Genomic DNA, 26,072 nt, shown 5'->3' on the forward strand with positions numbered 1-26,072 from the left:
AACGGGCGCTCATGCGCCCGTTTTCGTTTCTCAATGCGCTTCCGCCGTCTCTTCGCGGGCTACGTCATCGCGCGATGCGGTCGGCGCTTCCACTGCGCGCTGATCGCGCCGATAGGCCTCGAAGAGCTCGTCGGCATAGCGAATCTGCGTGCGGCCGTGCGGCTCCGGCTCGCCGCGTTCGTTCAGATTGACGAACACCATCTTCTCGACCGTCAGAATGCTTCTGCGCGTGATCTTGTTGCGCACTTCCGCGCGCAGGGTGATCGACGTGCGGCCGAAGTGCGTCGCGGTGATGCCCAGTTCGATGATGTCGCCCTGCCGCGCCGAACTGACGAAGTTGATTTCCGACATGAACTTCGTGACGACGCGCTGGTTGCCCAGTTGCGAGATGGCGTAGATGGCGGCTTCCTCGTCGATCCAGCGCAGCAGGCTGCCGCCGAACAAGGTGCCGTTGGGATTGAGGTCTTCCGGCTTGACCCACTTGCGAGTATGAAAATTCACTTGCGCTTCCTTGCGTTCCTGCGGCGGCGCACTGAGCGCGTCGTCGCCTAGGGTTTTCCCTGATTATACCGAGATGAGGGTTAACCCGCAGAAGACAAGGGCTTCAGGCGAAGGCCAGCGCCCGCGCGTTCTCGAGCGCCTGCCGCGCCTGCACGAGCGTTGTCCGGGCGGCGCGCGCATCGGCTGCGAGCTTGAGCATCGCGCCCAATTGCGACGGCTGGCGCGCAAGCTCGCGCAGAATCGGGCCGATGGCCGTGGTGCCATCGTCGCGCAGGCCGGCGGTCGCGGCGGGCGGCAGCGTGCGCCAGGCGGGATCGACGATCGCGCGGCACACCGCGAAGGGCAGCCCGCGCGCCGTCGCGATGGCCCCGGCGATATGCGATTCCATATCGACGGCGAGCGCGCCCGTCGACGAATACAGCGACCGCTTCTCCGCCTCGCTCTTGACCGGCTCCGCGACGCCGGCCATCGGGCCGCGCCGCGTGACGCGCCCGAGCGGCGTGGCGGCGATTGCTTCGACGATGCGCGCGCTCCACGCGTCGTCCACCGGCAGCGTGCCGAACGAACTGCAGACGCTTTGCGCGACGACGAGCGCGCCCGGTTCGAGATCCGGCGCGAGGCCGCCCGCCGTCCCGAAGCTGATGATGCCGCAGCAGCCGCGCGCGACCGCATCCGACAACGCGCGCTCCAGCCAGTCCGACCGTGCGGCGAAGACGACATCGACGCCGCGTCCGCGCACGATCTTCGCCTCGAATGCCATGCCCGTCACCGCGACGACGGGCACGCCCTCCGGCCGCTGGCCGCGCGGCGTGTTCACACGCCCACCGTCACGCGCGTCTGGCCTTCGCGCGTCAGATTGCGATACCGCGCCAGCGCCCACAGCGGGAAGAACTTGCGATAGCCGTGGTATCGAAGATAGAAGACGCGCGGAAAGCCGGTGGCGGTGAAGCGGGCTTCGTCCCACAGGCCGTCTTTGGCCTGTGTCCGCACCAGGTACGCGATGCCCCGCGCGACTGCCGGATGCTCGACCAGCCCCGCCGCCATCAGCCCGAGCAGCGCCCACGCCGTCTGCGATGCGGTGCTCGACGCCTGCTCGTATCCGCGATAGTCGAGCTTGTAGCTGTCGCCGTCCTCGCCCCATCCGCCGTCCGCATTCTGAATGCCGATGAGCCACTCCGCGCCTCGCCTGACGCGGGCATCCGTCGGCGCGACGCCGGCCGCGTTCAGCGCGCACAGCGCCGACCACGTGCCGTAGATGTAGTTCATGCCCCAGCGCCCGTACCAGCTTCCGTCGCGCTCCTGGTCCTTCACGACGTATTCGAGCGCGCGGCGCGCGGGCTCGCTGTTGGACGGCGTTTCGCCGAGTTGCGCGAGCATCGAGAGGCAACGGGCGGAGACATCGACGGTCGGCGGGTCGAGCAGCGCGCCGTGATCCGAGAACGGGATGTTGTTCAGGTAGAACTGCGTGTTCTCCGGCTCGAACGCCCCCCAGCCGCCGTCACTGCTTTGCATGCCGACCACCCATTCGCGCGCCCGCGAAATCGCCTCGCCGTACATTGCGGTGCCGTTTTCGCGATCGGCGCGCTCCATCGCCATCGCGACGACGGCGGTATCGTCAACATCCGGGTAATGCGGATTGGCGAACTGGAATGCCCAGCCGCCGGGCCGCACGTTCGGGCGGCGCAGGAACCAGTCGCCGCGCACGTCGAGAATCTGCAGCGGCCGCAGCCATTCGAGACCGCGCGCCACCGCCGCGCGCGCCTTCGGCATGCCCGTTTCGAGCAGTGCGTGCGAAGCGAGCGACGTGTCCCACACCGGCGAGAGGCACGGCTGGCAATACGCTTCGCCGGCGTCCGATTCGTCGATGACGAGCAGCTTGTCGATGGACTTGCGCGCAACCGCGCGGTTCGGATGCTCCGGCGGATAGCCGAGCACGTCGTACATCATGACGGAGTTGGCCATCGCCGGGAAAATCGCGCCGAGGCCGTCTTCCCCGTTGAGGCGCTCATCGACGAAACGCACCGCTTCCGCGATTGCACGTTCACGGCCCGCCTTGGGAAAAGCGCCGTCGGTGGCGCGCAGGATCGAATCGACCACGCGGAAAAACGCGAACCAGCCGCGTTTTTGATGCCCCGCGCGCTCGGGCATGCCGGTGTTCACGGGCGAATCGCGGAACACTTCGTCGATGCGCACGCCACGCGGATTACGCGCCATCGGGCGCTTCGCGTTGAGCACGAGCAGCGGCACGATCACCGTGCGCGCCCAGTACGACACCTTCGACAAGTGGAACGGGAACCACACCGGCAGGCGCATGATTTCGACCGGCATCATCGGCACCGCGCGCCAGGACACCACGCCGAACAGCGCGAGCAGGATGCGCGTGAAGACGTTCGCCTTCTCCGCGCCGCCAGCGGCCAGAATTGCGCGGCGGGCGCGCTGCATGTGCTCGGCCTCGGGAGAATCGCCGATCATCTTCAATGCGAAGTACGCCTTCACGGACGCGGAAACGTCCATCGCGCCGTCGGTGAAGAGCGGCCAGCCGCCGTCGGCGAGCTGGATCCGGCGCAGATAGCGGCCGATCTTCGCTTCGAGCGCGACATCGGCGGTTTCGCCCAGATAGTGGACGAGCAGCACGTATTCCGCGGGAATCGTGGCGTCGGCCTCGAGTTCGTACAGCCAGTAGCCTTCGGGATGTTGCGCCGCGAGCAGCGCGTCGGTGGCTTCGGTGACGGCGTGGTCCAGCGCGGCGTTCGATACCGGCGCGCCCACGGCCGACGGGGATAAATCGTTCATCAGTATTCCATCGATGGGTTCATCAGCACATCCGCGGCCTTCTGGCCCGAGCGGACAGCGCCTTCGATCGTCGCGGGCAGGCCGGTCGCCGTCCAGTCGCCCGCGAGCGTGAGATTTTGCCAGCGCGTGCGCGTCGCGGCCCGCAAGCCTTCCTGCGACGGCACGGCGGCGAACGTCGCCTGCTCTTCGACGACGACCTGCCACGGCGGCATCGGCGCTTCCGGCATGCGCGCCGCCTTCGCCACATCCCGCCAGACACTCGCCGCGATATCTTCGTGAGGCGTCGCAAGGAGGCGGTCGGCATCGGCGATCGTGGCCGTGAGCCGGCCCTCGCTCGCATGGAGCCAGTCCGAGGCGCCGCTCACGAAGAACGTCAGCCGCCCGGAGCCGGCAAAGGCGATCGGCACGTCGACCGCGAAATGCACGGTCGCGATCGCGCGGAATTCGTCGGGCGCGGCGACATCCGGCACGAGCCGCCGCGCGGCGTCCGGCGTGACGGCGAGCACGACGCCATCGCCCGGCTCGATCGATACGGGCTCGCCCGCGTTGTCGAAAGCGAGGGAGCTTACCCGTTCCCTGGAATCCGTGCCCGACAAGCCGATCGCCGCGACGCGCGCGCCGAGCCGAATCTCCGCGCCGCCATATTGCAAGAGCCGCAGCGCGGGTTCCACAAACGCGTGCGCAAGGCCGTTTCTCGCAACGAGCGGCCGGCACGCCTGCCCGCCGGCCACAAGCGTCTCCCGCAACATGTTTGCGGCCAGTGTCGCGCTGGCTCGCGAGGGATCGGCGTTCAGCAGCGCGCGCAGCAGCGGTCGCGCGAGGCGGTCCCAGACGCGACCGCTCGCGCGCATCGATTGCTCGATCGTCCGCCCGGGTTTCGCGAAGAATAGCGGCAGAAGCTGAAGGTAGTCGGCGGGCTGCGTGGCGGGCACGCGGGCATCGGCGTCGAAGATCCAGCGCGGCAAGCGTCCCGGAGAAATGCGGATGGTCCACGCGTCGCCGGCATGGGCGTCGAAGAATGGATAGTCGGGCTGCGTCGGGCCGGCGAGATTGTCTGCCGAACCGATCGTGCGCAGGTAGGCGAGCGTCGAATGATTGCCGGACAGCAGCAGATGACTGCCGTTATCGACGGTGGCGCCGAGCCTTGCGTCGAAATAGGAGCGGCTGCGGCCTCCGGCGTTGGGTGCGGCCTCGATGAGCACGACGCGCGCGCCGCGCCGTTGCGCCTGCACTGCGGCGGCGAGCCCGGCGACGCCGGCGCCGACCACGAACACCCGCCGGGACATTAGAGAAGGTTGCGCGCCACGATCCACAGCAGACGCGCACGCGGCGTGCGCACGCGCGTGCGCGGCAGGTCGAAGCCGCGTTTGAGATTGGCGTCGAGCACGGTCCGGTAGGCCGCCGACATGATGCGCGGCGCGCGCACTTCGTGGCGTGGTGAAGCGGCCATGATGGTGTCGGACTGCGCGTAGTGCCCTTTCGCGCGTTCGGCGAGCACGGCGCAGACGCGCGGCAGGCGCGCATCGCCCACGATGCTTGCCGGATCGGTCGTCGAGATGCCTTCGCGCGTGAGCAATTCGCGCGGCAGGTAGACGCGGCCGATGGCGGCGTCTTCGTCGATATCGCGCAGGATGTTGGTCAGTTGCAACGCGCGCCCCAGATGATGCGCGAGCCGGCGGCCGGCGTCTTCGTGCATCCCGAAGATTCTCACCGATAGCCGTCCGACTGCGCTGGCGACACGGTCGCAATACAGGTCGAGCGTGGCTTCGTCGGGCGCGACGATGTCGCACGCGGCGTCCATTGCCATGCCGTCGATGACGGCGTGGAAGTCGTCGCGCGAGAGCTGGAATGCGTGGATGTGGCGGGTGAGCGGTTCGATCGAGCGTCTGGGCGCGCCGCGATAGCAGGCGTCGATGTCTTCGCGCCAGCGTTCGAGTGCGAGCGCGCGTTCGCGTCGCGGCAGCGAGCCTTCGTCCGCGATGTCGTCGACAGCGCGGCAGAAGGCGTAGATCTGGTACATCGCGTCTCGCTGCGCCGCCGGGAGGATGCGCATCGCAAGATAGAACGAACTTCCCGACGATGCCTTTGCGGCGTCGGTGGTGGATTCGTCAGCGATGATGTTGGAAACGGCCAAGACGGACTCCGCTGTGGCGCCCCCAAGGGCTGGATTATGAGTTTGCAGCAGTTCCGCGGAGCGCGCGGAAACGCTTGGCGCTGTAAGGAACGGACCGGCGAGAATCACCGATGCGCCGGCGGCAATAGCGCGCCGGAAGCGGCACAGAGTATATCAATTGTTGGGCGGCGGCGTCACAGCAGCAAGAGGTAGTCTGCACCGGCGGGCTCTCGGCATTCGATTGTTATTCTTGGAAGCGCTAATTGACCTGTGATGGCGGCACATCGTACAAGGACAGCAGCGAACCGCGCTCTGCCTGAAGGCGGGGCGCTTCTTTTCGATTGCGCTCGACCGCACCTACTGACCCCAACCGTCCACACGCATGTTCCAACAAGTCAAGAGCTTACAAGTCAACGTTCGAGCACGAGTACGAACGGAATCGTCATTTGGACATGGGTATTTGAACCAACACGCCGTGCCTATCGAATGGTTCGCTCACGTCAGAAACCCGCAGCAGTTGCGGGAAGCAAGGCGGAACGCCATTGAGCGATACATTTTTGAGCGCTTCGGCGCGGCAGGGGCTAAAGCCTACCGAAAAGAAAAAAGCGAATACAAGCGATACAGGACTGCGGCGAACGCAGTAGCTCGCGCAGTTGATCGAGCCAGCAGGCTCTATCAGTGGAAATTTCCGGCTCGAACAAAGCACAAGCCTGGGAAAGCGGAGACGAGCCGCTCAGGTGAGGGGCAAACGTCCAACTTCCGCGCCGCTATGCTTCAATTGCTCGAAACGTTCTATGGGTCCTCAGAGGAAAGATCATGCTTGATCGAGCAATGGGGAGATGCGAGCAACGGCGGAGTCGTTGTGGAGTGGACAATCAGATAACCTTTGCACAGCAATACTCGTCGGAAGTATTGTGCTTTCGGATGCGAAGAACGGACTTGCCAGGCTAATTCAGCGGCACTCGCACAGAACAGCGAATTCACACACTTTCCCGCGGCTGACGACTAACGCCGTCGACGCTCGTGCATCATGGCACGATGAAACCGACGGAATTATTAAGTCATAACAAGACTCTCAATTCCCTGAAGGCGCGGCGCGCTAGGTCGAGAATTGCGATAGGGGTGAGTACGTTACCCTAGTCTGAAAGGGTAGCGTGCCGCTCAACGTCGATTATGTGCGAGGTATTTATGTGCTCATTGGTTTTATCGACCCAAGGAGCTCAGAGGACGTAAGACATCAGTGGGCGTGGAAGGTGATTCAAGGCTTTGTCAGGCTGAGGGTGTTCTACGGAGTGACTAAACTAATCAGTGCATCGGGCGGTTCAGAAAAAATCTGCTTTCTTTAGTCACTTCCTTTGCATGCGACCACAACCCTAAGCAAAGCCCACAGCCCGATTTCTCCCCCCACGCTTCGCGGCATAAAGCGCCGCATCGGCCTCGTTGATAAGCGCTTCGTATGAAGTAGTGACACCTCGCCTGGCACACGCGGCGCCGACGCTAGCCGTAACGGGCACCCGCGCCCCCTGCACATCGATAGGCGTCTCGCAAATAGCGCATCGCACTTTCTCGGCGACGATCATCGCATCGTCGAAACCCGTGCATGGCAGCAGCAGCGCGAACTCCTCGCCGCCGAAGCGCCCGAACACATCCTGCACCCGCACCGCCGCGGCGACGCGCGCCGCCATCACGCGCAGCACCGTATCGCCCACGAGATGCCCGAGCTCGTCATTGATCCGCTTGAAGTGATCCAGATCGAAAAGCAGCATCGACAGATCGCCGTCATATCGCTGCCAGCGCGAGAACTCATCGCTCAGGCGCAGTTCGAAATAGCGCCGGTTCGCAATGCCCGTCAACCCGTCGCGATCCGCGAACTCCTGCAGTTTCGCCACGGCCTCATCGCGAGCGCGCTGCATCATGCTCGCGTGCGTCGCATCGCAGATCGTCACGCACACCGCGCGCACCTCGCGATCGTGCGCGAGCGGCATGAACGTGCAATCCTGCTGCATGAAATCGACACCGCCCGTGATCGGCCGGTCATGATCGAACTTGAAGAGATACGGCCGCTGCTCCCACGAACTGAACGCGAAGCTGCCAAGCTGAAACACGCTCTCGACCTTGCGCGTCAGCCACACGCGCGGCAGTTCGGGAAAGCTCGCAAAAATGGACTCGCCCGTGACCTGCTCGGCCGTCTTGCCGCTGTGATCCGCCATGAAGCGATTCCACATCAGCACGTTGAGATCGCGATCGAGCACGAAAATGCCGAAGCCCACACGCTCGATCACCAGTTCGCTCAACACATGCCGCAGTTCTTCCATGTCGATGCGGCTCAGAGACTCGAAAGCAGTGCATCGAGCGCGTCGCGCAGATGCTGGATCGCATCCTCGGCCATCAACATGACCAGATGCGCGCGAAAGCTGTGATCCTCCAGCGCGAAGTTCACTTCGAGCAAAAGCGCCGACTTCCAGGCGAGCATCGCCGGCTGGAATACATCGTCCAGCGCGAGTTCCAGTCCGAGCATGCCCGGCGGCGAAAAAATGGGCGCCCGCCCGAGCTGCTCGAGAATGCACGACACGCATGCGCCCATCAGCACCGTCGCCACGTCGAAGATGAGTTCCGTGCGCGTGGTGGTCTCGTAAGTGGACTTGGTGTACGGATCGTCGACGAGCGCGCAAAGCTGATCCACGCTGCCGCTCTTGCACAACACGATCGCTTCGCCCTTGATGTCCGAGCGGAATCCCTGGCGCACGGCGGTGACGGCATCGGTGATGCCGGTCATCTCGCGCAGCGCCTGCGACGCCTGCGCCACCCCGACGACGCGCACGCGCGGCACCGACAACTCGATGAACGTGCCGAGCAGCTTCGACAGGCGCGTCGCGGCCTGGCCCATCGCCATGTTGGCGACTTCCTGCAGCGCATCGCGCTGATCTTCGTTGAGGGCTGGGTCAACCATGGAGTCCGTACTCCTTCAGAACGGGACGCAGCGCTTCGGAGGTGACGGGCTTCGGCAGGAAGGCGATCGCGCCGAGCGCCCGCACGCGTTCCTGAGCCATCGGCTGGACATCGGCGGAAACCACGATTACGAACGTGTTCAGGTCCTCGTGCTGAAGCGCATCGAGCACCTGATAGCCGGTCATGTCGGGCATCGTCAGGTCCAGGAACATCACCGAGGCGCGGCCCGCGCGATAAAGCTCGAGCGCCTCGCGTCCGTTCGTCGCGTAGGAAATCTCGACGTTCCAGTCCTCGGGCAGCGCGCGCGTCAGGACCTTGCGGGCGAGCAGGGAATCATCGGCAATGACAATCGGGAAAGGCATGGTCGGTCGGGTCAATGAGCGTTTCGAGCCAGGCGCCGTCACGACAGACACGGCATGCTCTCGCATGTGTTTACGGCGTTGCCGCGGAATTCTTAAGTTCTTCGCTGCGCGGTGAGTTGCCGGTCAACGTAACGGCGGGCGCGGCGACCCGCCGGGCCTTGAACATCGAGACTCGCGATGGGCATAAAGCCGGGCTTGCTTTGCGGATTCGCGGTGGATGCACTCGCCGGGCATAAATCAGAGGATTGCATTGTGGGCTGAAGGTGTTGCCAAGGCAACTCGCCAAAGTGTGAAAGTAGGAGAAATAATCTCGTTTACGGCAATGTTTCGGAAAATGCCGCCCAGCAGGTTCGCCACGGTTTCAAGTACATCCTTTTGTGTACGTTTGCGCTTCCGATAAACTCGCTAACTCGGTCGCACGCACATTCGTCCGATGAACCTGCGTGCAAGAGCCGCCGCTCGGTACACTTCGTGCGTGCCACAAACATTCGCTCCGCGCGGCCCTGTCCCGCCTCGTTGCGAAGAAGAAACGACACACCTCATAAGTAAAGTTTTCCACTTCGCTGCCAAAATGACGCTGCAAGGTGAGGAACCCCACGGCGATCCCGCCTCCGATCACCGGCAGGAAGAGCCGCCCTTCCCGGTCGTCCCGGAGAGGAACTTCGCGGCGCAACGCCTGACGCTTTATGCGCTGCTCATCGCAGCCGTCGTGCTGCCGTGCGTCTATGTTGCGATCACCGCGATCTCCGACTACCGCGCCCGCGAAGCGAGCGCATCGGAGCTCGTCGCGCGCAATGCGCGCGTGGCCGAAGAGCACGCGCTCAAAGTCTTCGATCTGAACGTGACGCTGAACGAGCGCATCGTCGATCTGCTCGACGATCTCGAAGCCAACGCGATCCATCAGCAGGACGTCATCATTCACGAACGCCTCGCCGAGATGATCGGCAGCTATCCGCAGGTCGCGGCCGCATCGGTGTTCGGCCCCGACGGCAAACTGCTCGCGACGAGCCGTGCGTGGCCCACGCCCGATGTGTCCGTCGGCGATCGTGAGGATTTCAAGGGGCTGCGCAACAGCAAGAACCTCGAGCAGATTTCGCGCGTGATGGTCGGCAGCGTCGTGAAGGAGCGCGTGTTCAACACGGCGATCGCGCGTCGGGCGACCGACGGCCGGTTCATGGGAATGGTCACGATCGCGCTGCGGCCGCCGTACTTCAACGCGTTCTATCGCGAATTGCTCGGCGACAGCCCGACGGTCTCGCTCGGCCTGGCCCGCGCCGACGGCGAAGTGCTCGCGTGGTATCCCGACCGCCCCGCGGCCCGTACCGCACTGACCGCGAACTCGCCGCTACGCGCGGCATACAAGTCGGGCGCGCGCAGCGGGGTCGTCAAGATGGTGTCGGGATTCGACGACGAACTGAAGATCGTCGCGTTCCGGCGGGTCGGCGGCTATCCGGTCTATGTATCGAGCGGCTTTCCCATTTCGACGATCTGGGATCAGTGGTATCGGCACCTGAGCGTGCTCGCACTCTCGATTCTTGCGCCGTGCGTCGTGCTGTGGGGCGTGATCGGCCAGTCGCTGCGGCGGCTCGCGATCGAAGAGGAAGCGTGGGAGCGCTGGCAGGCGGAAGCGTCGATGCGCCGCTCGATCGAGTCCGCTTACCGGCAGGCGCGCAAGATGGAAGCGCTCGGCAATCTGGTCGGCAGCGTCGCGCACGACTTCAACAACCTGCTGATGATCGTCTCGACCAACGTGCAGATCGCGCGACGGCGCGGCGGGACGGGCCTCGACCGCGAACTGTCCGCGATGGAACGCGCGCTCAAGAGCGGTCAGTCGCTGACGCGCCAGTTGCTCGGCGTCGCGCGCAAGCAGCCATTGAGGAGCGAGGTCATCGCGTTCGGCCAGTGGGTGTCGGCCGTGCGCGAACTGCTGCGCGCGTCGCTGGGCGCGAAGGTCGCGCTGAACGTCGAGGTATCGGCCGATGTCGGGACGGTTCGCGTCGATCCCGCCGAACTCGAGCTCGCGCTCATCAACGTCGCGGTCAATGCGCGCGACGCGATGCCCAACGGCGGGACCTTCACCGTGCGCGCCGACAACGTGCGCTTCCGTCACGAAGACGGCTTTCCGCTCACCGGCGATTTCGTGCAGATCACGCTCGAAGACACCGGCGTCGGCATGCGTCCCGATGTGCTCGGGCGCGCGTTCGAGCCGCTTTTCACGACGAAGCCGAAAGGCATGGGCACCGGCCTCGGCCTGCCGCAAGTCTTCGCGTTCTGCGAGCGCGCGGGCGGGCTGGCGACCATCGACAGCGCCGTCGGCGCAGGCACCGCCGTGCGCCTCTATCTGCCGCGGGCGAGCGCGGCCGGCACCGCCGACAGCAGCGCGGACCCGGCCGCCGCCGCCGTCCCCGAAGCGGACGGCCTGCGCGTGCTGCTCGTCGAAGACAACGAGGAGGTCGCGGCGGGCACCGAGGCGCTCCTCACGATGATGGGTCACCAGGTCACCTACGTCTTTAACGCCGACACCGCCATCACGGTGCTCGAAAGCGCGCGCGATGCCGCTTCGCCATCGGGTTTTCCGTTCGACGTGATCCTCTCCGACATTCACATGCCGGGACAATCGAACGGCATCGACCTTGCCGAACGCATGCAGCGGTTCGAGCCACGCATCCCGGTGATTCTCGTCACCGGTTACGCGGAAGAACTGGACCGCGCGCGACAGGTCGATGCGCGCGTGCTGTCGAAACCGTTCGACATCGCCCTGCTCGATTCCCTGCTGCGCGGCGTCCGCGAAGGGCAGGCGGCGCGCTCGGTCGATCGCTGAGCGCGGTCTTGCGGCCGCTTTCGGACCACTGGCGATCCGGCACGTCTGTTGCGTGCATCAACCGCACGTGCGGCGACCGAGGGTTGCCGATCCCCGGAAATCCGCGAGAAGCGAGGAGGCGACCATGCGACATACCGTCATCGGAGTTTTCGACACTTACGCCCAGGCCGAAGATGCGCGCTCGGCGCTGATCACCGCAGGCTTCGCGCGCACCGACATCGAGTTGCAGGCGAACCCGAAGCGCGACGACGCCGCCGTGCCGTCCGATATCCCCGACGCCCAGACGCACGCGGAGCCGGGCGTGCTCGCGAACATCGAGCGCTTCTTCAGCATGCTGTTCGGCGGGCGCGACCATCCGCCCGAAGTCGCGCATTATTCCGAAGCCGTGCGGCGCGGCGCGGTGCTGGTCGCCGTCGATACATCGAGCCAGGAGCAGGCGGAAATCGCCCGCGTGACGCTGTCGGACCGGGGCGCGATCGATATCGACGAACGCGCGGCGAGCTGGTCGACGCTCTCTCAGGGCGCAAGCGCGACGCCCGCCGCAAGCGACAGCCGCGATCATTCGATCCTCGACGAACTGGGTCTCGGACTAGGCAGCGGCGTGCCGGGCAAGGCGCCGGTGAACGAACCGCGCGTCGACACGGCGCCGCGCGCGCGGGCGTATCCGCGTGCGGATGTCGGCGATCCGGCCGTGACGCCGCTTTCCGATCCGCTGGTCGATCCGGTCGGCGCGCCGCGGGTCGACGTGCCCGCCCGCACCGATCCCGCGACGCTCACCTCCCGCGATTACGTGAGCGATCCTGCCGACGATGCGCTGATGCCTGACACGCGCCCGCAGCGCGACGTCGCCGAGCCGTCGAGTGTGCAGTACGAGCAGGTCGAAACGAAGACGGCCGCCCGCAGCGCCAGCGCCAGTGACCCGCTTGCGGGGCGGGATCCCGTCACCGGCCGCGATCCGCTCGCGACCACGGGCGTCGATCCGCTCGCCGGCACGCCCGCCGATCCGCTCGCGTCAGGTTCGGAAGTCGGCGCGGATGTGGGCGAGTTGCCGGGGGCAGCGAAGCGCGATCCGTTGCCGGGCGTGCGTGTCGATCCGGACACGGACTGGCGTTCGATCGATTCGATCGAACCGCTCAGCACGCTCGACGAACCTGCCAGGCCGCAGCAACTGAATATGCAGAATCAGGCGCAATCGCAATCGATGCCGGCGATGGGCGCGTCGGGCGATCCCATCGGCACCTCGGCGGCGTCGCAGGCGGCCGTGCCGCTCGGCCCGCGCACGACGCCGAACGAGTACATGGAGTACGAGGAGGACTTCCGCGCGGATTACGACGCGAAGTATGCGGCGACCGGCGAGCCGTACGAGGACTACCAGGGCGCGTATCGCTACGGCGCGACGCTCGGCAACGACGACCGCTTCCGCAGCCGCGCGTGGGACGATCAGATGGAGTATGAAATGCGCCGCGACTGGGAGACGCGGCATCCGGAAGGCGATACGTGGGACCGCTTCAAGGCGGCGATCCGCCACGGCTGGGATCGCGTGACGGGGCAGCATCACATCTGACGCCTGGTTGTTCGCTAGCGAGACACGGCCCGCCTGCGCGGGCCGTTTTCATCGCGTCAGGCGGCGGCGTGGTCCCGCACCCAGGCGACGTACTTGTCCATGAAGTTCTGCAGATACTTCCGCGTGTCTTCGCTCACGATGTTCCCGTTCGCGTCGATCCGCTTCTCGTCGTGCTTGATGTACATCTCCGGCTGGCCGAGCAGCGCGATATCGAGATAGGCGCAGACACCCCGCAAATGCGACTGGGCAATGGCGGTGCCGATCGCACCCGGCGACGTGCCGATGACCGCGCCAGGCTTGCCGCCCCAGGCGCTATGCCCCCACGGACGCGAGCCCCAGTCGAGCGCGTTTTTCAACACGCCTGGAATCGACCGGTTGTATTCCGGCGTGACGAACAGCAGGCCGTCGGCTTCGGAGACCTTCTGCTTGAGCGTACGCGCGGACTCCGGAAAGTCGCTGTCGTATTCCTGGCTGTACAGCGGAAGGCTGCCGATATCGACGTGCTCGAACGTGAAATCGTCCGGTGCGAGTGTTTCGAGTGCGTGCGCGAGTTGCCTGTTGAACGAATCGCGTCGAAGGCTTCCTACGACCACCGCGATCTTGTAGGCCATGACCTGATCCCCCGTCGATGAAAGTGAGTGAGCCGGCGAGCTTCCGCCGGGCGCGAGGACACATCATATTCGGATCGACGGCGATGCGTCACGCAAGCCGGTTGCCGCTGCGATTGAATCCATTTTTGTGATGAATCGCGCAGTCCAGTTCGTGCCGCGTCAACACTCGGTTTGCGCCCAGCTATCCCCAAGTTTATCCACAGAATCTGTGGATAAGTCGGCATGACGGACGAGCGGCAGCGAGTTTCGATTCAAGGATGAAACAACGCGCGCGGTCGTTGCTTCGAACGATCGCTTTTCGCCGGCCTTACTGCCCGAAGAAAACGTTGCACTGCGACGCCGGGCCCTGGCAGGACGAGGCCTGTTGCGCGTCGGCTGCTTGTGCCGCGCCCGCAGCGGTGAGAAGAGCAACGGATGCAGCGATAAGGGCAAGAATGCGCTTCATGAGACACCTCCAAGTTTCGTTTGCCGATCGGACTCGATCGATGAGCGAACTTTAGCGAGGCCGCGTCTGCCGAAAAAGCGCATTCCCCTGAAGTAATTCTTGTCGCCAGCGTAATAATCGCCGGGGGCTCACAGCATGACGGCAAGACACAGCGTGACGGTCACGAGCGACACCACGGTCGAGAAAAGTATCGTGCTCGACGTCACGCTTCCATCGCGCCGATAGAATTCCGCGAGCATGAACGGGCCGGTACCGGTCGGCAGCGCGCTCAGGATGACCGCGGTCTTCGCCCACAAGCCCGGCAGCGCGAAGACTTGAACCGCGAGCCACCACGTCAGAAGCGGCTGCGCGATCAGCTTGAGCGCGACGAGCGTGCCCGTCGTCCTGACGCGGTGCGCCTCGCTCTTGCCGCCGAGAAAAAGTCCGAGCGCAACAAGCGCGCAGGGACTCGCCGCGCCGCCGAGCAATTTGATCAGCGCTTCGCCGCCTTGCGGCACGGCCAGTCCCGATGCGTTCAGCAATGCGCCCGCGACCGGTGCGATCAGCAACGGATTCTTGCCGAGCGATTTCCCCACTCGCCACAGCGTCGCGCCGATGTGCCGCTGCGTCTGCAAGCCGAGTTCGATCAGCACGATCGCCACGCCGAACAGCACGCACACCGTCATGATCGTCGCGATGACGGCCGGCGCCAGGCTCTCCTTGCCGAACGCGAGCAGGCAAAGCGGCAAGCCGACGAAGCCGGTATTCGGATAGGCGGCGTTCAGTCCGTCGATGCTGGCGTCGGCGAGCGGACGCGACTGCATCAGCCGCACGCCGAGCGTCACCGCGAACACGACCGCCGATCCGATGCCGAACACCGCGATGAACGCGGGCTGATCGAGCATGGCGAGCGGCGTTTTCGCCATCGTGTCGAAAAGCAGCGCGGGCAACGCCAGATAGACGACGAACCGGTTCAGTTCCGATGCCGCCGCCGGGCCCAGCTTGTCGAGCTTGCGGCATGCGAAGCCGGCGAAGATGAGGCCGAAGACCGGCAGGATGATCGAGAAAAGCGGGGCGAGAAGCGCGGGCAGCGTGGAAACCAGCGATGACATGGGAGGCGCTTGCGCGACGCGATGGAAAGGAGCCAAAGCATACCCTTCATCGCAGAGGTGAGAGAGTTCGGGAGCCGGGCAACGGTGAGACGGCAGCGACGGCATCGGCTCACGGATGGACCGTTCATCGGCATCGCCAGGTTGTGCAAGTGCTTGACGCACAACGTTTCCAGGAGCCGGTGCCGTATTGCTGCGAAATGTCGGCCTGCCGCTGTAGAGCCGTCCTTTGGTCCTTCGGTGAGAAGATTCGGGAGCCGCCTCGGCTACGCTGAATCCGGGTGCGTCGCGCACGGGAGCGGACGTATCCGCTGCGCCCCGCCGACACGCTCGCCACCGCAAAGGTGAGCGTTTGCGGGAGAGCCGGAACGGGCCTTGCTTGCCTCGGGGTCCCACTCGGATTCGAACAGCAATGAAAATCAAAAGACCTTGGACGTACGGTGCGGCAGTGCTCGTCTTGATCGGGGGCATCGGCGCACTGGCCGCGTGTGCGGTGCAGGGAGCGACACCGAGCGGTAACGACAACGTGCCGGAACCGTCGAAGGCCGTCGATCTCGATCGATACCTCGGCCACTGGTTCGAATTCGCGCGTTACGAGAACCGCTTCGAGCGCAATTGCGAAGCCGTCACGGCGAACTATGCGCGCCGCGATGACGGACTCATTTCGGTCATCAATGCGTGCCGCGAGGGCGGACTATCTGGGCGATATCGCGCAGCGGAAGGACGCGCGAAAGTCGTCGCCGGCTCGAATGGCGCGAAGCTGAAGGTGTCGTTCTTCGGTCCGTTCTATGTCGGCGACTACTGGATTCTCGATCACGCCGACGACTACACGTGGTCGATCGTCGGCGAACCGACGGGCCGCTATCTCTGGATTCTCACGCGTGAGGCGCGTCCTTCGGCGGAACTGCGCCGCACGCTGCTCGCACGCGCCAGCGCGCTCGGCTACGACGTGACGATGTTGCGGGAAACGCAGCACGACTGAAGCGCGCCGCTTACCGGCCGTGCCGCGTCAATTTGCCTTGCACGCCAGCAGCAGCGCGTTCTGGTTGTTCTCGCTGGATTGATCGAGCACGTCGTAGCCGCCGGGGCACGCGACCTTCGCGTTATCGGTACAAAGACGCCAGCCGCCATAAGCCGGGCACGTGACGAGTTGGGTGGGCCGGCCATCGGCGGAGAAAAGCGGCGGCGAGCTGCTGCACCCGCCGAGCGCCAGCGCGCCCGCCGCGAACATGACGAACAGGCCGATTCCCTTGCCGATTTGCATTGCGCACCCCTTGTTTCCGGTTCGTTATTCTTGATTCCGATGAATTGCGCGAGTATGCCACGCGATGCTTTCGCATCACACCGCGATGCCGAGCGCCGCGATTTTCTTGTAAAGCGTCGCGCGTCCGATGCCGATGCGCTGCGCCGCATCCGCGACACGCCCGCCGCTTGCGCGCAGCGCATCGGTCAGAAAGCGCCGTTCGAAGTCGTTCATCGCTTCGGTGTACGGCATCGGTGACACGGAGGACACGCCTTCATCCAACATGGGCAGCGTCGCGGGCTTCGAGTCGATGAACGGCGCAAGCGCGCGCGCATCGATATGCTCGCTTTCCGACAGCATCAGCGCCCGTTCGAGCGTATTGCGCAGCTCGCGGACGTTGCCGGGCCACGCACAGGCGGTGAGCAGACGCAATGCGTCGTCATGCAGCACGAACTGGCTGATGTGACCGGTGCGCGCTTCGCCCGACAGCTCTTCGAGGATCGCATAGGCGAGCGCCTCGATATCGCCGAGACGTTCGCGCAAGGGCGGCGCGTGAATCGTCAGCACGTTCAGCCGGTAAAACAGATCCGCGCGGAACCGCCCCGACGCAACGAGCGTCGGCAAGTCCGCCGAGGTTGCCGCGATGATCCGCACATCGGCGCGCACGATGCGATTCGACCCGAGCGGCTCGAACTCCTTGTCCTGGAGCACGCGCAGCAGCTTGCCCTGCAGCGGCAGCGGCATGTCGCCGATTTCATCGAGAAAGAGCGTGCCGCCGTGCGCCAGTTCGAACTTGCCGACGCGCCCCTTGCGCTCCGCGCCGGTGTACGCGCCCGGCGCCGCGCCGAAGAATTCCACTTCAAGCAGCGTGTCCGGGATCGCCGCGACGTTCACGGTGACGAGCGGCTTCGCGGCGCGCGTCGATGCGCCGTGGATCGCGTGGGCGAGCAGTTCCTTGCCGGTGCCGGTTTCGCCGAGCAGCAGCACCGGCGAATCGACGAGGGCCGCGCGCCGCGCCTGGCGCTTGACTTCGAGACTCGCCGGACTCGTGCCGACGAAGCTCGCGAACGTGTACTTGGCGCGCCGCGCCTGCGCGAGCGACTGACGCGTCGCGATCAGTTCCTGCTGCACGCGCGAATAATGTGCGAACAGCGGCGTGAGCGCCTTCATCTCGTCGAAGAGCGCAAAGCCGATCGCGCCGACCGTCGCGCCCTGATCGTCCTTGAGCGGCAGCCGGGTGACGACGAGCGGCTCGCGGTCCGTCTCGAGCACGTCGAGCAGGATCGGCTTGCCCGTCGCGACGACTTCGCGCATCAGGCTATTCGGGATAACGGCTTCGCAATCGAGGCCGATGGCGTCGTTCGGATCGGAGAAGCCGAAGCGCGCGGCATAGCGCTTGTTGATCCACACGACGCGAGAGTCCGCATCGACGATGAACGTGCCTTCGCTCAGATTTTCGAAGGTCTTGAATAGCGATTCCATCGCGCGGCGCAGGACGTCGCTGTAGTCCGGCGGCACGTTGATCCAGTCGTTGCGCATGAGCGCATGTCTCCGTTTTTCTCGTATCGGCGACAGGGTATCTCATTTCGGAGACTAGCGGCTGCGCGGCAGATCGGCTCCGGCTAGCGGGGACGTCTCGTTTTGTGGACACTTTCGCGGTATCGAGACTCGCGTTCATCTTGCCGACGCCCTCGCCGTGAGCAAGGACGGCCATTGGCACGGAACCTGCATCACGCGGCTCGCCGAAAGCGCTCTGACAAGGCGCGCGGAATCATTGCAAAAAACAACCATCACGGAGACTCAATGTCGTTCCTCATCGTGCTCGCCGCCCTGGCGTTCCTGATGCTGGCCGCCTATCGCGGATACAGCGTCATTCTCTTCGCGCCGATAGCCGCGCTCGCGGCCGTCCTCCTCACCGATCCCGCCGCCGTCGCGCCGGTTTTCTCGGGCATCTTCATGGAGAAGATGGTCGGCTTCGTGAAGCTCTACTTCCCCGTGTTCCTGCTCGGCGCGGTGTTCGGCAAGGTGATCGAACTGTCGGGATTCTCCGAGTCGATCGTCGCGGCCGCCATCCGTTACATCGGCAAGTCGCGGGTGAATGCGGTGATCGTCGCGGTGTGCGCGCTGCTCACTTATGGCGGCGTGTCGCTGTTCGTCGTCGTGTTCGCCGTTTATCCGTTCGCGGCGGAGATGTATCGGCAAAGCAATATCCCGAAGCGGCTGATGCCCGGTGCGATCGCGCTCGGCGCGTTCTCGTTCACGATGGATTCGCTTCCCGGCACGCCGCAAATCCAGAACATCATTCCGACGACGTTCTTCAAGACGACCGGCTGGGCCGCGCCTTGGCTGGGCGTGATCGGCTCGGCGTTCATCATCGTCGTGGGCCTGAGCTTCCTCGAGTGGCGTCGCCGCTCGGCGATGGCGAAGGGCGAAGGCTATGGCACATCGCTCGTGAACGAGCCGGAGCGCGTTCAATCGACGAACCTGCCGAATCCGCTGCTCGCCATCGCGCCGCTCGTGCTCGTCGGTGTGGCGAACTTCGCGCTGACGCGCTGGATTCCGCTGTGGTACGGCGCGAGCTACACCGTCGCGCCCGATGCGCTGCCGGGCGTCCATACGCCGGTCACGACGGCGATCAAGCCGGTCATCGCCATCTGGGCGGTCGAAGGCGCGCTGCTGCTCGGCATCCTGCTCGTGCTGGTGACGGCGTTTTCGCGCGTGAAAGAGCGTTTCGCCGCGGGCACGCGTGCGGCGGTCGCAGGTGCGCTGCTCGCCGCGATGAACACGGCATCCGAGTACGGTTTCGGCGGCGTGATCGCGGCGCTGCCGGGCTTTCTCGTCGTGTCGGATGCGCTGAAGAGCATTCCGAATCCGCTCGTCAATGCGGCGATTTCGGTCAGCTCGCTGGCGGGCATCACGGGATCGGCGTCGGGCGGCATGAGCATCGCGCTCGCGGCGATGTCGGATCTCTTCATCAAAGGCGCGGAAGCGGCGCATATTCCGCTGGAAGTGCTGCATCGCGTGGTCGCGATGGCGAGCGGCGGCATGGACACCCTGCCGCACAACGGCGCGGTGATTACGCTGCTCGCGGTGACGGGGCTGACGCATCGCGAGTCTTATCGCGATATCTTCGCCGTTACGATCATCAAGACGCTCGCTGTGTTCTTCGTGATCGGCGTGTACTACGCGACCGGCATCGTCTGATAACCCAATCAAGGATTAGCGCTCATGACTCAAACCGCATCGAAAACGCTCGCCGGCAAGACGGCGCTCGTGACTGGCTCGACGAGCGGCATCGGCTTAGGAATCGCCACCGCGCTTGCAAACGCGGGCGCGAATCTCGTGCTGAACGGCTTCGGCGACGTGAGCGGCGCGCTCGCGCAGATCGAGGCGACCGGCGCGAAGGCGCTTCACCATCCCGCCGACATGACGAAGCCCGCCGAAATCGAAGCGATGATCGCCTTCGCCAACGAGAGCTTCGGCGCGCTCGATGTGCTCGTGAACAACGCGGGCATTCAACACGTTGCGACCATCGACGAGTTCCCGGTCGATCGCTGGGACGCGATCATCGCGATCAACCTGAGTTCGGCGTTTCACACGATGCGTGTCGCGCTCCCCGCGATGCGTGCGCGCAACTGGGGCCGCGTCATCAATATCGCGTCGGTGCACGGGCTGGTGGGATCGGCGGGCAAGTCGGCGTACGTGGCGGCGAAACACGGCATCCTCGGGCTCACGAAAGTGGCCGCGCTGGAGAATGCGCGCACCGGCGTGACGGTCAACGCGATTTGTCCGGGCTTCGTGCTGACGCCGCTGGTGCAGAAACAGATCGACGATCTGGCCGCGCGCGAATCGCTCTCAGCCGATGCGGCGCGGGCGAAGTTACTCGGGGAAAAGCAGCCGTCGGCGCAGTTCGTGACGCCGCAGCAGATCGGCGATATGGCCGTGTTCCTGTGCTCGGATGCTGCGAGCGAGATGCGGGGTTCGGCGTTGCAGATCGACGGGGGATGGAGCGCGCAGTAAGGAAGCGTAGGCGGGCGCGGATGGAGTCGCGCGCCTGCCGTTCGGGCTCTGCCAATCCGCTGCGAGAGTTCACACGCGAACGTCCGCGTCGAGACGATGCATCCCGACGGGCGTTCGCCCATCACCGCGTCAGCTATTGCTGGCCCGCCACTACGGCGGCGGGAAACGTCCATGTGCCGTCGAGTATGCTCGCGCGCGGACGATAAAGCCGGACCATGTAGTTCCATCCGTCCATCGTCGGCAGGCAATTGGGCACACGTCCGTCGCAGCCGCCGAAGCGGACCGTGATGCCGCCGTCGCTGTCCGGTTTCGCCGTGACGCTGTTCAACGAATAGGCGTTGTACGCGTTCTTCTCGTCATAGATGCTGATCGACCAGAAGCCGTCGACAGGCACGTCCTTCAGCTTGAGCGAGTACACCGTCTTCCCGTCGTTTTTTTCCGGAACGACGTTGAGGTAGATTGCGTCGCGCGGCGAGTTCGCTCCCCATGCCGATGCTGCACCGATCAGATATTGAACGGGATCGACTTCGCTTTCTTTCCGAATGCACGCTGGGTATCCGTGACCGTGCTGGCGAGGACCAACAGAGCATCGCGAATCTTCTTCTGGCCGGCCTTGTCCCAATCGGGAATTTCGAATTTTCCGGCCCGCCGGGTTGCGACACCTCGATCGCGTCCTGCAGCGCGTGAACACGCTCGAGATCGCCGGGCTGATTGGGGTCGATCAGCGTACGAACGCCCGCAAGCACGTAGCGCGTGCCGACCTTCGCCTTGTCGAGCGTATGCGGTCCCGCGCCGTATTCAGTCGTCGTGTACTGGTCCTCGCTGATGATCTGAAGCGACATGAATCGCGCTCCGGCATCCGGTAGCGTCACGGTGACTGGCCCCGCGTCGAGGTCGAAGACGCGCGTGGAGTACAGCGTATCCCGGTTGCCTCGGATCACGCTCTGACGATCGATCGGCAACAGTTCGCGAACGTGGTGCCAGCCGCCGAAACCGCCTCCCTGCACGGAGTTGTTGAAGTACATGTCGGTCTCCGCGCGAACGAAGTTGTCGACCGTCACGGGCACGGTGTCTTTCGCCAGGGCCGGCGCACCAATACTGATGAACGCAATGTAAAGGCAGCAAGTGCAGCTATTTTCATGTTGTCCCTCGTTGCTTATTGCATTGATGACTTTTCGACGTCCGGCAGTCTCCACGTCTTGTCGAAGAGAGGCTTTTGCGGGTCGCATAAATATGATGCGGACGAGCACGATCGTTCGGAAAACCCGTCCGATGCTAGCAACGTTTGATGAAAGACGAAACGAGAATGCGCAAAAGAACATCATAGCAGCGCGATTCTCCCGAACTTGGAAGGCACATCGCGGACGGAGGGCGCTGTAACCCATCGCCGGCTGACTGCTATTCGTCGAAACCCACCGCTGAACGGCAACGTTCCCCGAGTCGTTCCGCCGCATGCCCCTAAAGCTCGTAGGGGAATCTGCCGTTAAGTCCTTGAAAGCGAAAGCGCGCCCTCAAGCGGCGCAAGAAACAAAAAGCGAAAGGACATCATGCGTAACAACCAGCCCGTCACCCAGCACGAGTTCGATTACCCCGCCTCGGAGATGCTCGTCTCCGCCACCGATCTGTCGGGCAACATCCAATACTGCAATCCGGCCTTCGTCTCGGTCTCGGGCTTTTCGCGCGACGAACTCATCGGCCAGCCGCACAACACGATCCGCCATCCGGACATGCCGCGCGAAGCATTCGCCGATCTCTGGTCGACCATCCGCGCCGGCCGCGCCTGGACCGCGCTCGTCAAGAACCGCCGCAAGAACGGCGATCACTACTGGGTGCGCGCCAACGTCACGCCCGTGATGGAGCACGGCAAGGCCGTCGGCTATCTGAGCGTGCGCGTCAAGCCGAGCCGCGCCGAAATCGACGAAGCCGAAGCCCTCTACGCGACCATGCGCAGCGGCAACTCGCAGCATCGTCTCGTCCGCGGCGCGCTCGTGCGGCGCGGCATCGCGGGCAAGCTCGCCGCCATCGCCCGCATGCCGGTCAGCGCACGCGTCGCCATGGGCTTCGCCGCGATGCCCGCCGTCACGCTGGTCGTGGCGCTATCCGCCTGGCGAGGCGCGCCGCCGATGCCGTTCTGGTTCGCGTTCGGCGCGGGCGCGGCGGTGAGCATCGCGGGATGGCTCGCGCTGTCGCGTCAGCTCGATACCCCCGTGCGCACGATGTCCGGCTTCGCTGCACGCATGGCCGCCGGTGATCTCACCGTCGACATGCCCGACGCACGCCACGACGATCTCGGCGAAGTGCAGCGCGCGCTCGGCCAGCTCAAGGCGAATCTCGCGGCGATCGTGTTTGACGTGCGCGGCCAGATCGGCGGGATGCTCGACGCCGCCCGCGAAATCTCCAGCGGCAACACGGATCTCTCGCGCCGCACCGAGCTTCAGGCGGCATCGCTCGAACAGACAGCCGCGACGATGGACCAGCTCACCACGACCGTTCAGGGCAACGCCGACGCCACCGTGCGCGCGCTCGAACTCGTCAGGGAAGCGCAGGCCGCTGCCGACGACGGCGGCCGCATCGCGAGCCAGGTCGAGCAGACGATGGAGCGGATCACGGCGGCGTCACGCCGTATCGCGGACATCACCGACGTGATCGACGGCATCGCTTTCCAGACCAACATCCTCGCGCTCAACGCGGCCGTGGAAGCGGCGCGCGCGGGCGAGGCGGGCCGCTCGTTCGCGGTCGTCGCGACCGAAGTGCGCGGGCTGGCGCAGCGGTGCGCGGCATCGGCGAAGGAAATCGAGAGCGTGGTCGCTACGAGCGTCGCGCAGATCGCGGAAGGCACGAGCCTCGTGTCGCGCACGACGAGCCAGATGCGTGCGATCGACGAGGCGGTGCACCGCGTATCGGCGATCATCATGGAAGTGGCGAAGGCGAGCGGCGAACAGGCCGACGGCATCGCGCAGGTGAATCAGGCGGTCGCGCATCTGGACGATTCGACGCAGCAGAACGCCGCGCTCGTCGAGCAGGCGGCGGCCACGGCCAAGCGGCTGGCCGAACGCGCGGTCGTGCTGGACGAAGCGGTGCGGCTTTTCACCGTCGAGCCGGCGCGCGATCCGGCGACGGCGTAGCGTGCAACGGCGCGGCGCTTGGTACTATCGGAGCATTTGCCAACGAGGAGCGCCCGATGACCGCTGAAAACAATCGCGTGGAAGAAGCGCAAGCGATGGAACGTATCGTCAATGCGACGAAGCAGGTGCAGACCGCGTTCCTCGGCTTGCAGAAGCAGTTCCCGCCCGAAGGCGACGGCCGCCCGTCGCAGATGGCGCTGCAGACCTTCGACGCCGCGCTGCAGGAACTCGAAGACGCGCAGGCCGCCTTCGATACCATGCTCAACGATCTCTTCGACGGAAATCGTTGAGAACACTCCGACGCTCCTGGCGGGATCAGCCGGGTTCGCCGCGCTTCCGCTCTCGCTACTGCGTCAGTCCGGCCATGAAACCGCACGGCTAAACGGCGCTCTCTCCTGCGCGTTGTCCGGCGCGCCGCTCACGCATTGCGCAACGCCGCGACATCCGCCCGCACGTCGCTCTGCGCGGCATCGGCGGGCAACGCGGCCGCCGCCGACCACGATACCGCGTCCGTGGACTGCCGACGCGCGGCGGCCACGCACGCATCGACCAGTTCCTTGAACGACACCGCCGCCGAACTCGTGCGTACCAGCACCTCGCCTTGCAGCGGACTCTCCGGAAACACCAGCCCGACGATCAGCTCCGCCGACGGCGCCCGCTGATGCAGCCGGCGCAGCAGGTTGCGCAGATACGGCGGCGACTCGGCGGCGTCGAACGACACGACGCAAATGATCGTCACGCCCGACAAGTCGACTTCGCCGAAGCGTCCGCGCGAGAATCCCTCGTAACCCGCCAGATCGGCGCCCAGCCCGTGCTTGCGAAAAAGCTGCACGGCGATGGTCGCGGCGAGATCGTCGAGCTCGCTTCTTCCCGCGATGCACAGCACCGACGCCGTATGCCCTTCCGCTTCGGCATCGAAGCGCTCGGGCGGCGTTTCCGACGTGATCTTGGCGGCCTCGTCCGACAACAGCGGGCTCGCGGGCGGCTCTTCCTTGCGCGGCGCAGGCGGCGCGATATCCTCCGTGTCCTCCAGCCCCTCGATGATGTCGAGCGCCGATTCGTTGATGCGCTTCAACTGATCCGCCGTCACCACGCCGCGCTGCACGTCGTTGTGCGCGAGGCGCAAGCCCTCGAGCGCGACTTCATCGTAATAGGCGATCAGCGACCGCTCCTTCAGCAGCGATTCCGCCTGAACGAGCGCCTCGTCGGGATCGTTCGCCAGCAGGCGCTGATAGAAGTTCTCGGCGGGCGTGAGCGCGGGTCGATCGCCGAACAGCACGTCGAGAAATTCGAGGCGATCCACATGTCGCCCGAGAATCACGAGGCAAAGCGTCAGCGGCGTCGACAGCACGAGGCCGATCGGCCCCCAGATCCAGCTCCAGAAAATCGCCGCGACGATCACCGCGAACGGCGACAGCCCGGTGCTGTGCCCGTACAGCAGCGGCTCGACGATCTGCCCCGCCGTGATGTCGGTGATGGCGAAGAGCACGACGGTCCATATCAGCATCGTCCATCCGGGGCCGACGGCCGCCGCGAACACCACCGCCACGATCGCCGCGATCCACGTCCCGACGTACGGCACGAAGCGCAGCAGCGTCGTCATCACGCCGAAGAGCAGCGCGCCCGGCACGCCGATGACCGCGAGCCCGATCGAAATGACGGTCCCCACGCCCACGTTAATGCCCAGTTGCGCGAGGAAATAGCGCGAAAGGCGGCGCGCGGCTTCGTCCATCGCGGTAGTCGCGCGATGCAGGTCGCGGGAGCCGAACAGGCGAATCAGGCGGTCGCGCAAATCCTCCCGCTGCAACAGGATGAACACCGCGACCACGAGCACGATGCCCGTCGTTTCAAGCGGACTGATCACCGGCGACAGGAAACGCTGCGCAAGCTCGAGCGGCGTCGGCGTCGGCTCGTGGACCTCGACGGGCATCGGCTGGTCGATGGGCGACGCGGCGGGATTGTTCTCGGCGGTGCGCGCCTCCTGCTCGCGCGCGGGCGACAGCCGCTTGAGCGCCCGCGACGCGCGCCCGAGGAACTCATCGGCGCGGCCCACGGTGAGACGCTGGATGTTGTCGACCTTGCGCTCGACGGCCACCTGATACTTGGGCAGATCGCCTGCAAGCTGCGCGACCTGCGCACCGATCAGCGCGCCCACCGCCGTCAGCACGGAGAGCGCGACCACGACCGCGACGATCACGGACGGCACCTGGCCGAAGCGCAGGCGTCGCAGGAAATCGACGAACGGCGCGAGCAGGAAGCTCAACAGGATGGCGAGGATGATCGGAATCATCACCGCGCGCCCGAAGTACAGCGCGCAAATGACGACCACGCCCGTCACCAGCGACGCCAGCGCGCGCAGGCCCGGCGCATCGGGCGGCAGGACTTTGGCAGGTGGCCGGCGCGGACCGGGAAGCTGGGGCATGGAGATTGCGCTCTT

The 26,072-nt window shown here is 65.2% G+C and carries 23 protein-coding genes; 7 read left to right on the top strand and 16 right to left on the bottom strand.

All coding sequences use genetic code 11. The features are described from left to right. Positions 1-30 precede the first annotated feature (30 nt). The 8 genes from P9255_RS03555 to P9255_RS03590 form a co-directional block, all read right to left on the bottom strand. Positions 31-501, bottom strand: coding sequence for a hotdog domain-containing protein (locus P9255_RS03555; protein WP_309765537.1), 471 nt, complete (start codon positions 499-501; stop codon positions 31-33). 103 nt (positions 502-604) lie between these two features. After that, positions 605-1,261 carry a phosphorylase gene (locus P9255_RS03560; RefSeq protein ID WP_309766741.1) on the bottom strand — a complete coding sequence of 219 codons (657 nt, stop codon included), beginning with the start codon at positions 1,259-1,261 and terminating at the stop codon, positions 605-607. Positions 1,262-1,314: 53 nt separating this feature from the next. After that, positions 1,315-3,294 (bottom strand): squalene--hopene cyclase, encoded by a 1,980-nt coding sequence (gene shc, locus P9255_RS03565; RefSeq protein ID WP_309765538.1) that lies wholly within the window; start codon positions 3,292-3,294, stop codon positions 1,315-1,317. Then, the gene (hpnE, locus tag P9255_RS03570; RefSeq protein ID WP_309765539.1) at positions 3,294-4,580 is read right to left on the bottom strand and encodes a hydroxysqualene dehydroxylase HpnE; all 1,287 of its coding nucleotides are present in this window, start codon (positions 4,578-4,580) and stop codon (positions 3,294-3,296) included. Before hpnE ends, shc begins: the two co-directional genes overlap by 1 nt. Next, a complete protein-coding gene (hpnD, locus tag P9255_RS03575; RefSeq protein WP_309765540.1) occupies positions 4,580-5,428 on the bottom strand; it encodes a presqualene diphosphate synthase HpnD in 849 nt (282 codons plus the stop codon). Before hpnD ends, hpnE begins: the two co-directional genes overlap by 1 nt. Positions 5,429-6,780: 1,352 nt before the next feature. Next, a complete protein-coding gene (locus tag P9255_RS03580; protein WP_309765541.1) occupies positions 6,781-7,722 on the bottom strand; it encodes a diguanylate cyclase in 942 nt (313 codons plus the stop codon). Between the two features lie 11 nt (positions 7,723-7,733). After that, a complete protein-coding gene (locus P9255_RS03585; protein ID WP_309765542.1) occupies positions 7,734-8,357 on the bottom strand; it encodes a chemotaxis protein CheC in 624 nt (207 codons plus the stop codon). Next, positions 8,350-8,718, bottom strand: a complete 369-nt coding sequence (locus P9255_RS03590; RefSeq protein ID WP_309765543.1) for a response regulator — start codon at positions 8,716-8,718, stop codon at positions 8,350-8,352. Before P9255_RS03590 ends, P9255_RS03585 begins: the two co-directional genes overlap by 8 nt. 571 nt (positions 8,719-9,289) lie before the next feature. On the opposite strand from P9255_RS03590, the gene P9255_RS03595 reads away from it, so the two are divergent. Together P9255_RS03595 and P9255_RS03600 are read left to right on the top strand one after the other, a co-directional pair. Further along, a complete protein-coding gene (locus P9255_RS03595) occupies positions 9,290-11,539 on the top strand; it encodes an ATP-binding protein (RefSeq protein WP_309789162.1) in 2,250 nt (749 codons plus the stop codon). A 124-nt stretch (positions 11,540-11,663) separates the two neighbouring features. Then, entirely contained in the window at positions 11,664-13,103 is a 1,440-nt protein-coding gene (locus P9255_RS03600) for a hypothetical protein (protein ID WP_309765545.1), read from the top strand. A gap of 56 nt (positions 13,104-13,159) precedes the next feature. Here P9255_RS03600 and P9255_RS03605 read toward each other — a convergent pair whose 3' ends face one another. The 3 genes from P9255_RS03605 to P9255_RS03615 all read right to left on the bottom strand — a co-directional run bounded on the left by P9255_RS03605 (position 13,160) and on the right by P9255_RS03615 (position 15,250). Beyond that, positions 13,160-13,714, bottom strand: coding sequence for an NADPH-dependent FMN reductase (locus P9255_RS03605; protein ID WP_309765546.1), 555 nt, complete (start codon positions 13,712-13,714; stop codon positions 13,160-13,162). Between the two features lie 307 nt (positions 13,715-14,021). After that, positions 14,022-14,159, bottom strand: coding sequence for a hypothetical protein (locus P9255_RS03610; protein WP_309765547.1), 138 nt, complete (start codon positions 14,157-14,159; stop codon positions 14,022-14,024). A 128-nt stretch (positions 14,160-14,287) separates the two neighbouring features. Then, on the bottom strand, positions 14,288-15,250 hold the full coding sequence (locus tag P9255_RS03615) for an AEC family transporter (protein WP_309765548.1): 963 nt from the start codon (positions 15,248-15,250) through the stop codon (positions 14,288-14,290). Positions 15,251-15,659: 409 nt separating this feature from the next. On the opposite strand from P9255_RS03615, the gene P9255_RS03620 reads away from it, so the two are divergent. Continuing rightward, the gene (locus tag P9255_RS03620) at positions 15,660-16,229 is read left to right on the top strand and encodes a lipocalin family protein (RefSeq protein ID WP_309765549.1); all 570 of its coding nucleotides are present in this window, start codon (positions 15,660-15,662) and stop codon (positions 16,227-16,229) included. A gap of 27 nt (positions 16,230-16,256) precedes the next feature. Here P9255_RS03620 and P9255_RS03625 read toward each other — a convergent pair whose 3' ends face one another. Continuing rightward, the gene (locus tag P9255_RS03625; RefSeq protein ID WP_309765550.1) at positions 16,257-16,511 is read right to left on the bottom strand and encodes a hypothetical protein; all 255 of its coding nucleotides are present in this window, start codon (positions 16,509-16,511) and stop codon (positions 16,257-16,259) included. A gap of 75 nt (positions 16,512-16,586) precedes the next feature. Further along, positions 16,587-18,029 (bottom strand): sigma 54-interacting transcriptional regulator, encoded by a 1,443-nt coding sequence (locus P9255_RS03630; RefSeq protein ID WP_309765551.1) that lies wholly within the window; start codon positions 18,027-18,029, stop codon positions 16,587-16,589. Positions 18,030-18,293: 264 nt separating this feature from the next. Here P9255_RS03630 and P9255_RS03635 point away from each other — a divergent pair, with 264 nt between their 5' ends. Then, positions 18,294-19,694, top strand: coding sequence for a GntP family permease (locus P9255_RS03635; RefSeq protein WP_309765552.1), 1,401 nt, complete (start codon positions 18,294-18,296; stop codon positions 19,692-19,694). Between the two features lie 24 nt (positions 19,695-19,718). Next, positions 19,719-20,510, top strand: coding sequence for a 3-hydroxybutyrate dehydrogenase (locus tag P9255_RS03640; RefSeq protein WP_309765553.1), 792 nt, complete (start codon positions 19,719-19,721; stop codon positions 20,508-20,510). A 133-nt stretch (positions 20,511-20,643) separates the two neighbouring features. Here the strand turns inward: P9255_RS03640 and P9255_RS03645 are convergent, their stop codons facing one another. Next, entirely contained in the window at positions 20,644-20,928 is a 285-nt protein-coding gene (locus P9255_RS03645; RefSeq protein ID WP_309765554.1) for a DUF1214 domain-containing protein, read from the bottom strand. Beyond that, entirely contained in the window at positions 20,867-21,760 is an 894-nt protein-coding gene (locus P9255_RS03650; protein ID WP_309789163.1) for a DUF1254 domain-containing protein, read from the bottom strand. Before P9255_RS03650 ends, P9255_RS03645 begins: the two co-directional genes overlap by 62 nt. Before the next feature lie 297 nt (positions 21,761-22,057). On the opposite strand from P9255_RS03650, the gene P9255_RS03655 reads away from it, so the two are divergent. Further along, positions 22,058-23,635, top strand: a complete 1,578-nt coding sequence (locus P9255_RS03655) for a methyl-accepting chemotaxis protein (RefSeq protein WP_309765556.1) — start codon at positions 22,058-22,060, stop codon at positions 23,633-23,635. Between the two features lie 56 nt (positions 23,636-23,691). Beyond that, positions 23,692-23,925 (top strand): hypothetical protein, encoded by a 234-nt coding sequence (locus P9255_RS03660; protein ID WP_309765557.1) that lies wholly within the window; start codon positions 23,692-23,694, stop codon positions 23,923-23,925. A 128-nt stretch (positions 23,926-24,053) separates the two neighbouring features. Here P9255_RS03660 and P9255_RS03665 read toward each other — a convergent pair whose 3' ends face one another. Further along, entirely contained in the window at positions 24,054-26,057 is a 2,004-nt protein-coding gene (locus P9255_RS03665) for an AI-2E family transporter (RefSeq protein WP_309765558.1), read from the bottom strand. Positions 26,058-26,072: the final 15 nt, after the last annotated feature.

The sequence above is a fragment of the Caballeronia sp. LZ019 genome (assembly GCF_031450825.1).
Lineage (GTDB): Bacteria > Pseudomonadota > Gammaproteobacteria > Burkholderiales > Burkholderiaceae > Caballeronia.

Coding starts and splice junctions, on each gene's coding strand:
- P9255_RS03625 (WP_309765550.1), bottom strand. CDS start 16,511: ATGCAAATCGGCAAGGGAATCGGCCTGTTCGTCATGTTCGCGGCGGGC.
- hpnE (WP_309765539.1), bottom strand. CDS start 4,580: ATGTCCCGGCGGGTGTTCGTGGTCGGCGCCGGCGTCGCCGGGCTCGCC.
- P9255_RS03660 (WP_309765557.1), top strand. CDS start 23,692: ATGACCGCTGAAAACAATCGCGTGGAAGAAGCGCAAGCGATGGAACGT.
- P9255_RS03580 (WP_309765541.1), bottom strand. CDS start 7,722: ATGGAAGAACTGCGGCATGTGTTGAGCGAACTGGTGATCGAGCGTGTG.
- P9255_RS03595 (WP_309789162.1), top strand. CDS start 9,290: ATGACGCTGCAAGGTGAGGAACCCCACGGCGATCCCGCCTCCGATCAC.
- P9255_RS03665 (WP_309765558.1), bottom strand. CDS start 26,057: ATGCCCCAGCTTCCCGGTCCGCGCCGGCCACCTGCCAAAGTCCTGCCG.
- P9255_RS03610 (WP_309765547.1), bottom strand. CDS start 14,159: ATGAAGCGCATTCTTGCCCTTATCGCTGCATCCGTTGCTCTTCTCACC.
- P9255_RS03615 (WP_309765548.1), bottom strand. CDS start 15,250: ATGTCATCGCTGGTTTCCACGCTGCCCGCGCTTCTCGCCCCGCTTTTC.
- P9255_RS03590 (WP_309765543.1), bottom strand. CDS start 8,718: ATGCCTTTCCCGATTGTCATTGCCGATGATTCCCTGCTCGCCCGCAAG.
- P9255_RS03655 (WP_309765556.1), top strand. CDS start 22,058: ATGCGTAACAACCAGCCCGTCACCCAGCACGAGTTCGATTACCCCGCC.
- P9255_RS03630 (WP_309765551.1), bottom strand. CDS start 18,029: ATGCGCAACGACTGGATCAACGTGCCGCCGGACTACAGCGACGTCCTG.
- P9255_RS03620 (WP_309765549.1), top strand. CDS start 15,660: ATGAAAATCAAAAGACCTTGGACGTACGGTGCGGCAGTGCTCGTCTTG.
- P9255_RS03605 (WP_309765546.1), bottom strand. CDS start 13,714: ATGGCCTACAAGATCGCGGTGGTCGTAGGAAGCCTTCGACGCGATTCG.
- P9255_RS03600 (WP_309765545.1), top strand. CDS start 11,664: ATGCGACATACCGTCATCGGAGTTTTCGACACTTACGCCCAGGCCGAA.
- P9255_RS03585 (WP_309765542.1), bottom strand. CDS start 8,357: ATGGTTGACCCAGCCCTCAACGAAGATCAGCGCGATGCGCTGCAGGAA.
- shc (WP_309765538.1), bottom strand. CDS start 3,294: ATGAACGATTTATCCCCGTCGGCCGTGGGCGCGCCGGTATCGAACGCC.
- P9255_RS03635 (WP_309765552.1), top strand. CDS start 18,294: ATGTCGTTCCTCATCGTGCTCGCCGCCCTGGCGTTCCTGATGCTGGCC.
- P9255_RS03640 (WP_309765553.1), top strand. CDS start 19,719: ATGACTCAAACCGCATCGAAAACGCTCGCCGGCAAGACGGCGCTCGTG.
- P9255_RS03560 (WP_309766741.1), bottom strand. CDS start 1,261: ATGGCATTCGAGGCGAAGATCGTGCGCGGACGCGGCGTCGATGTCGTC.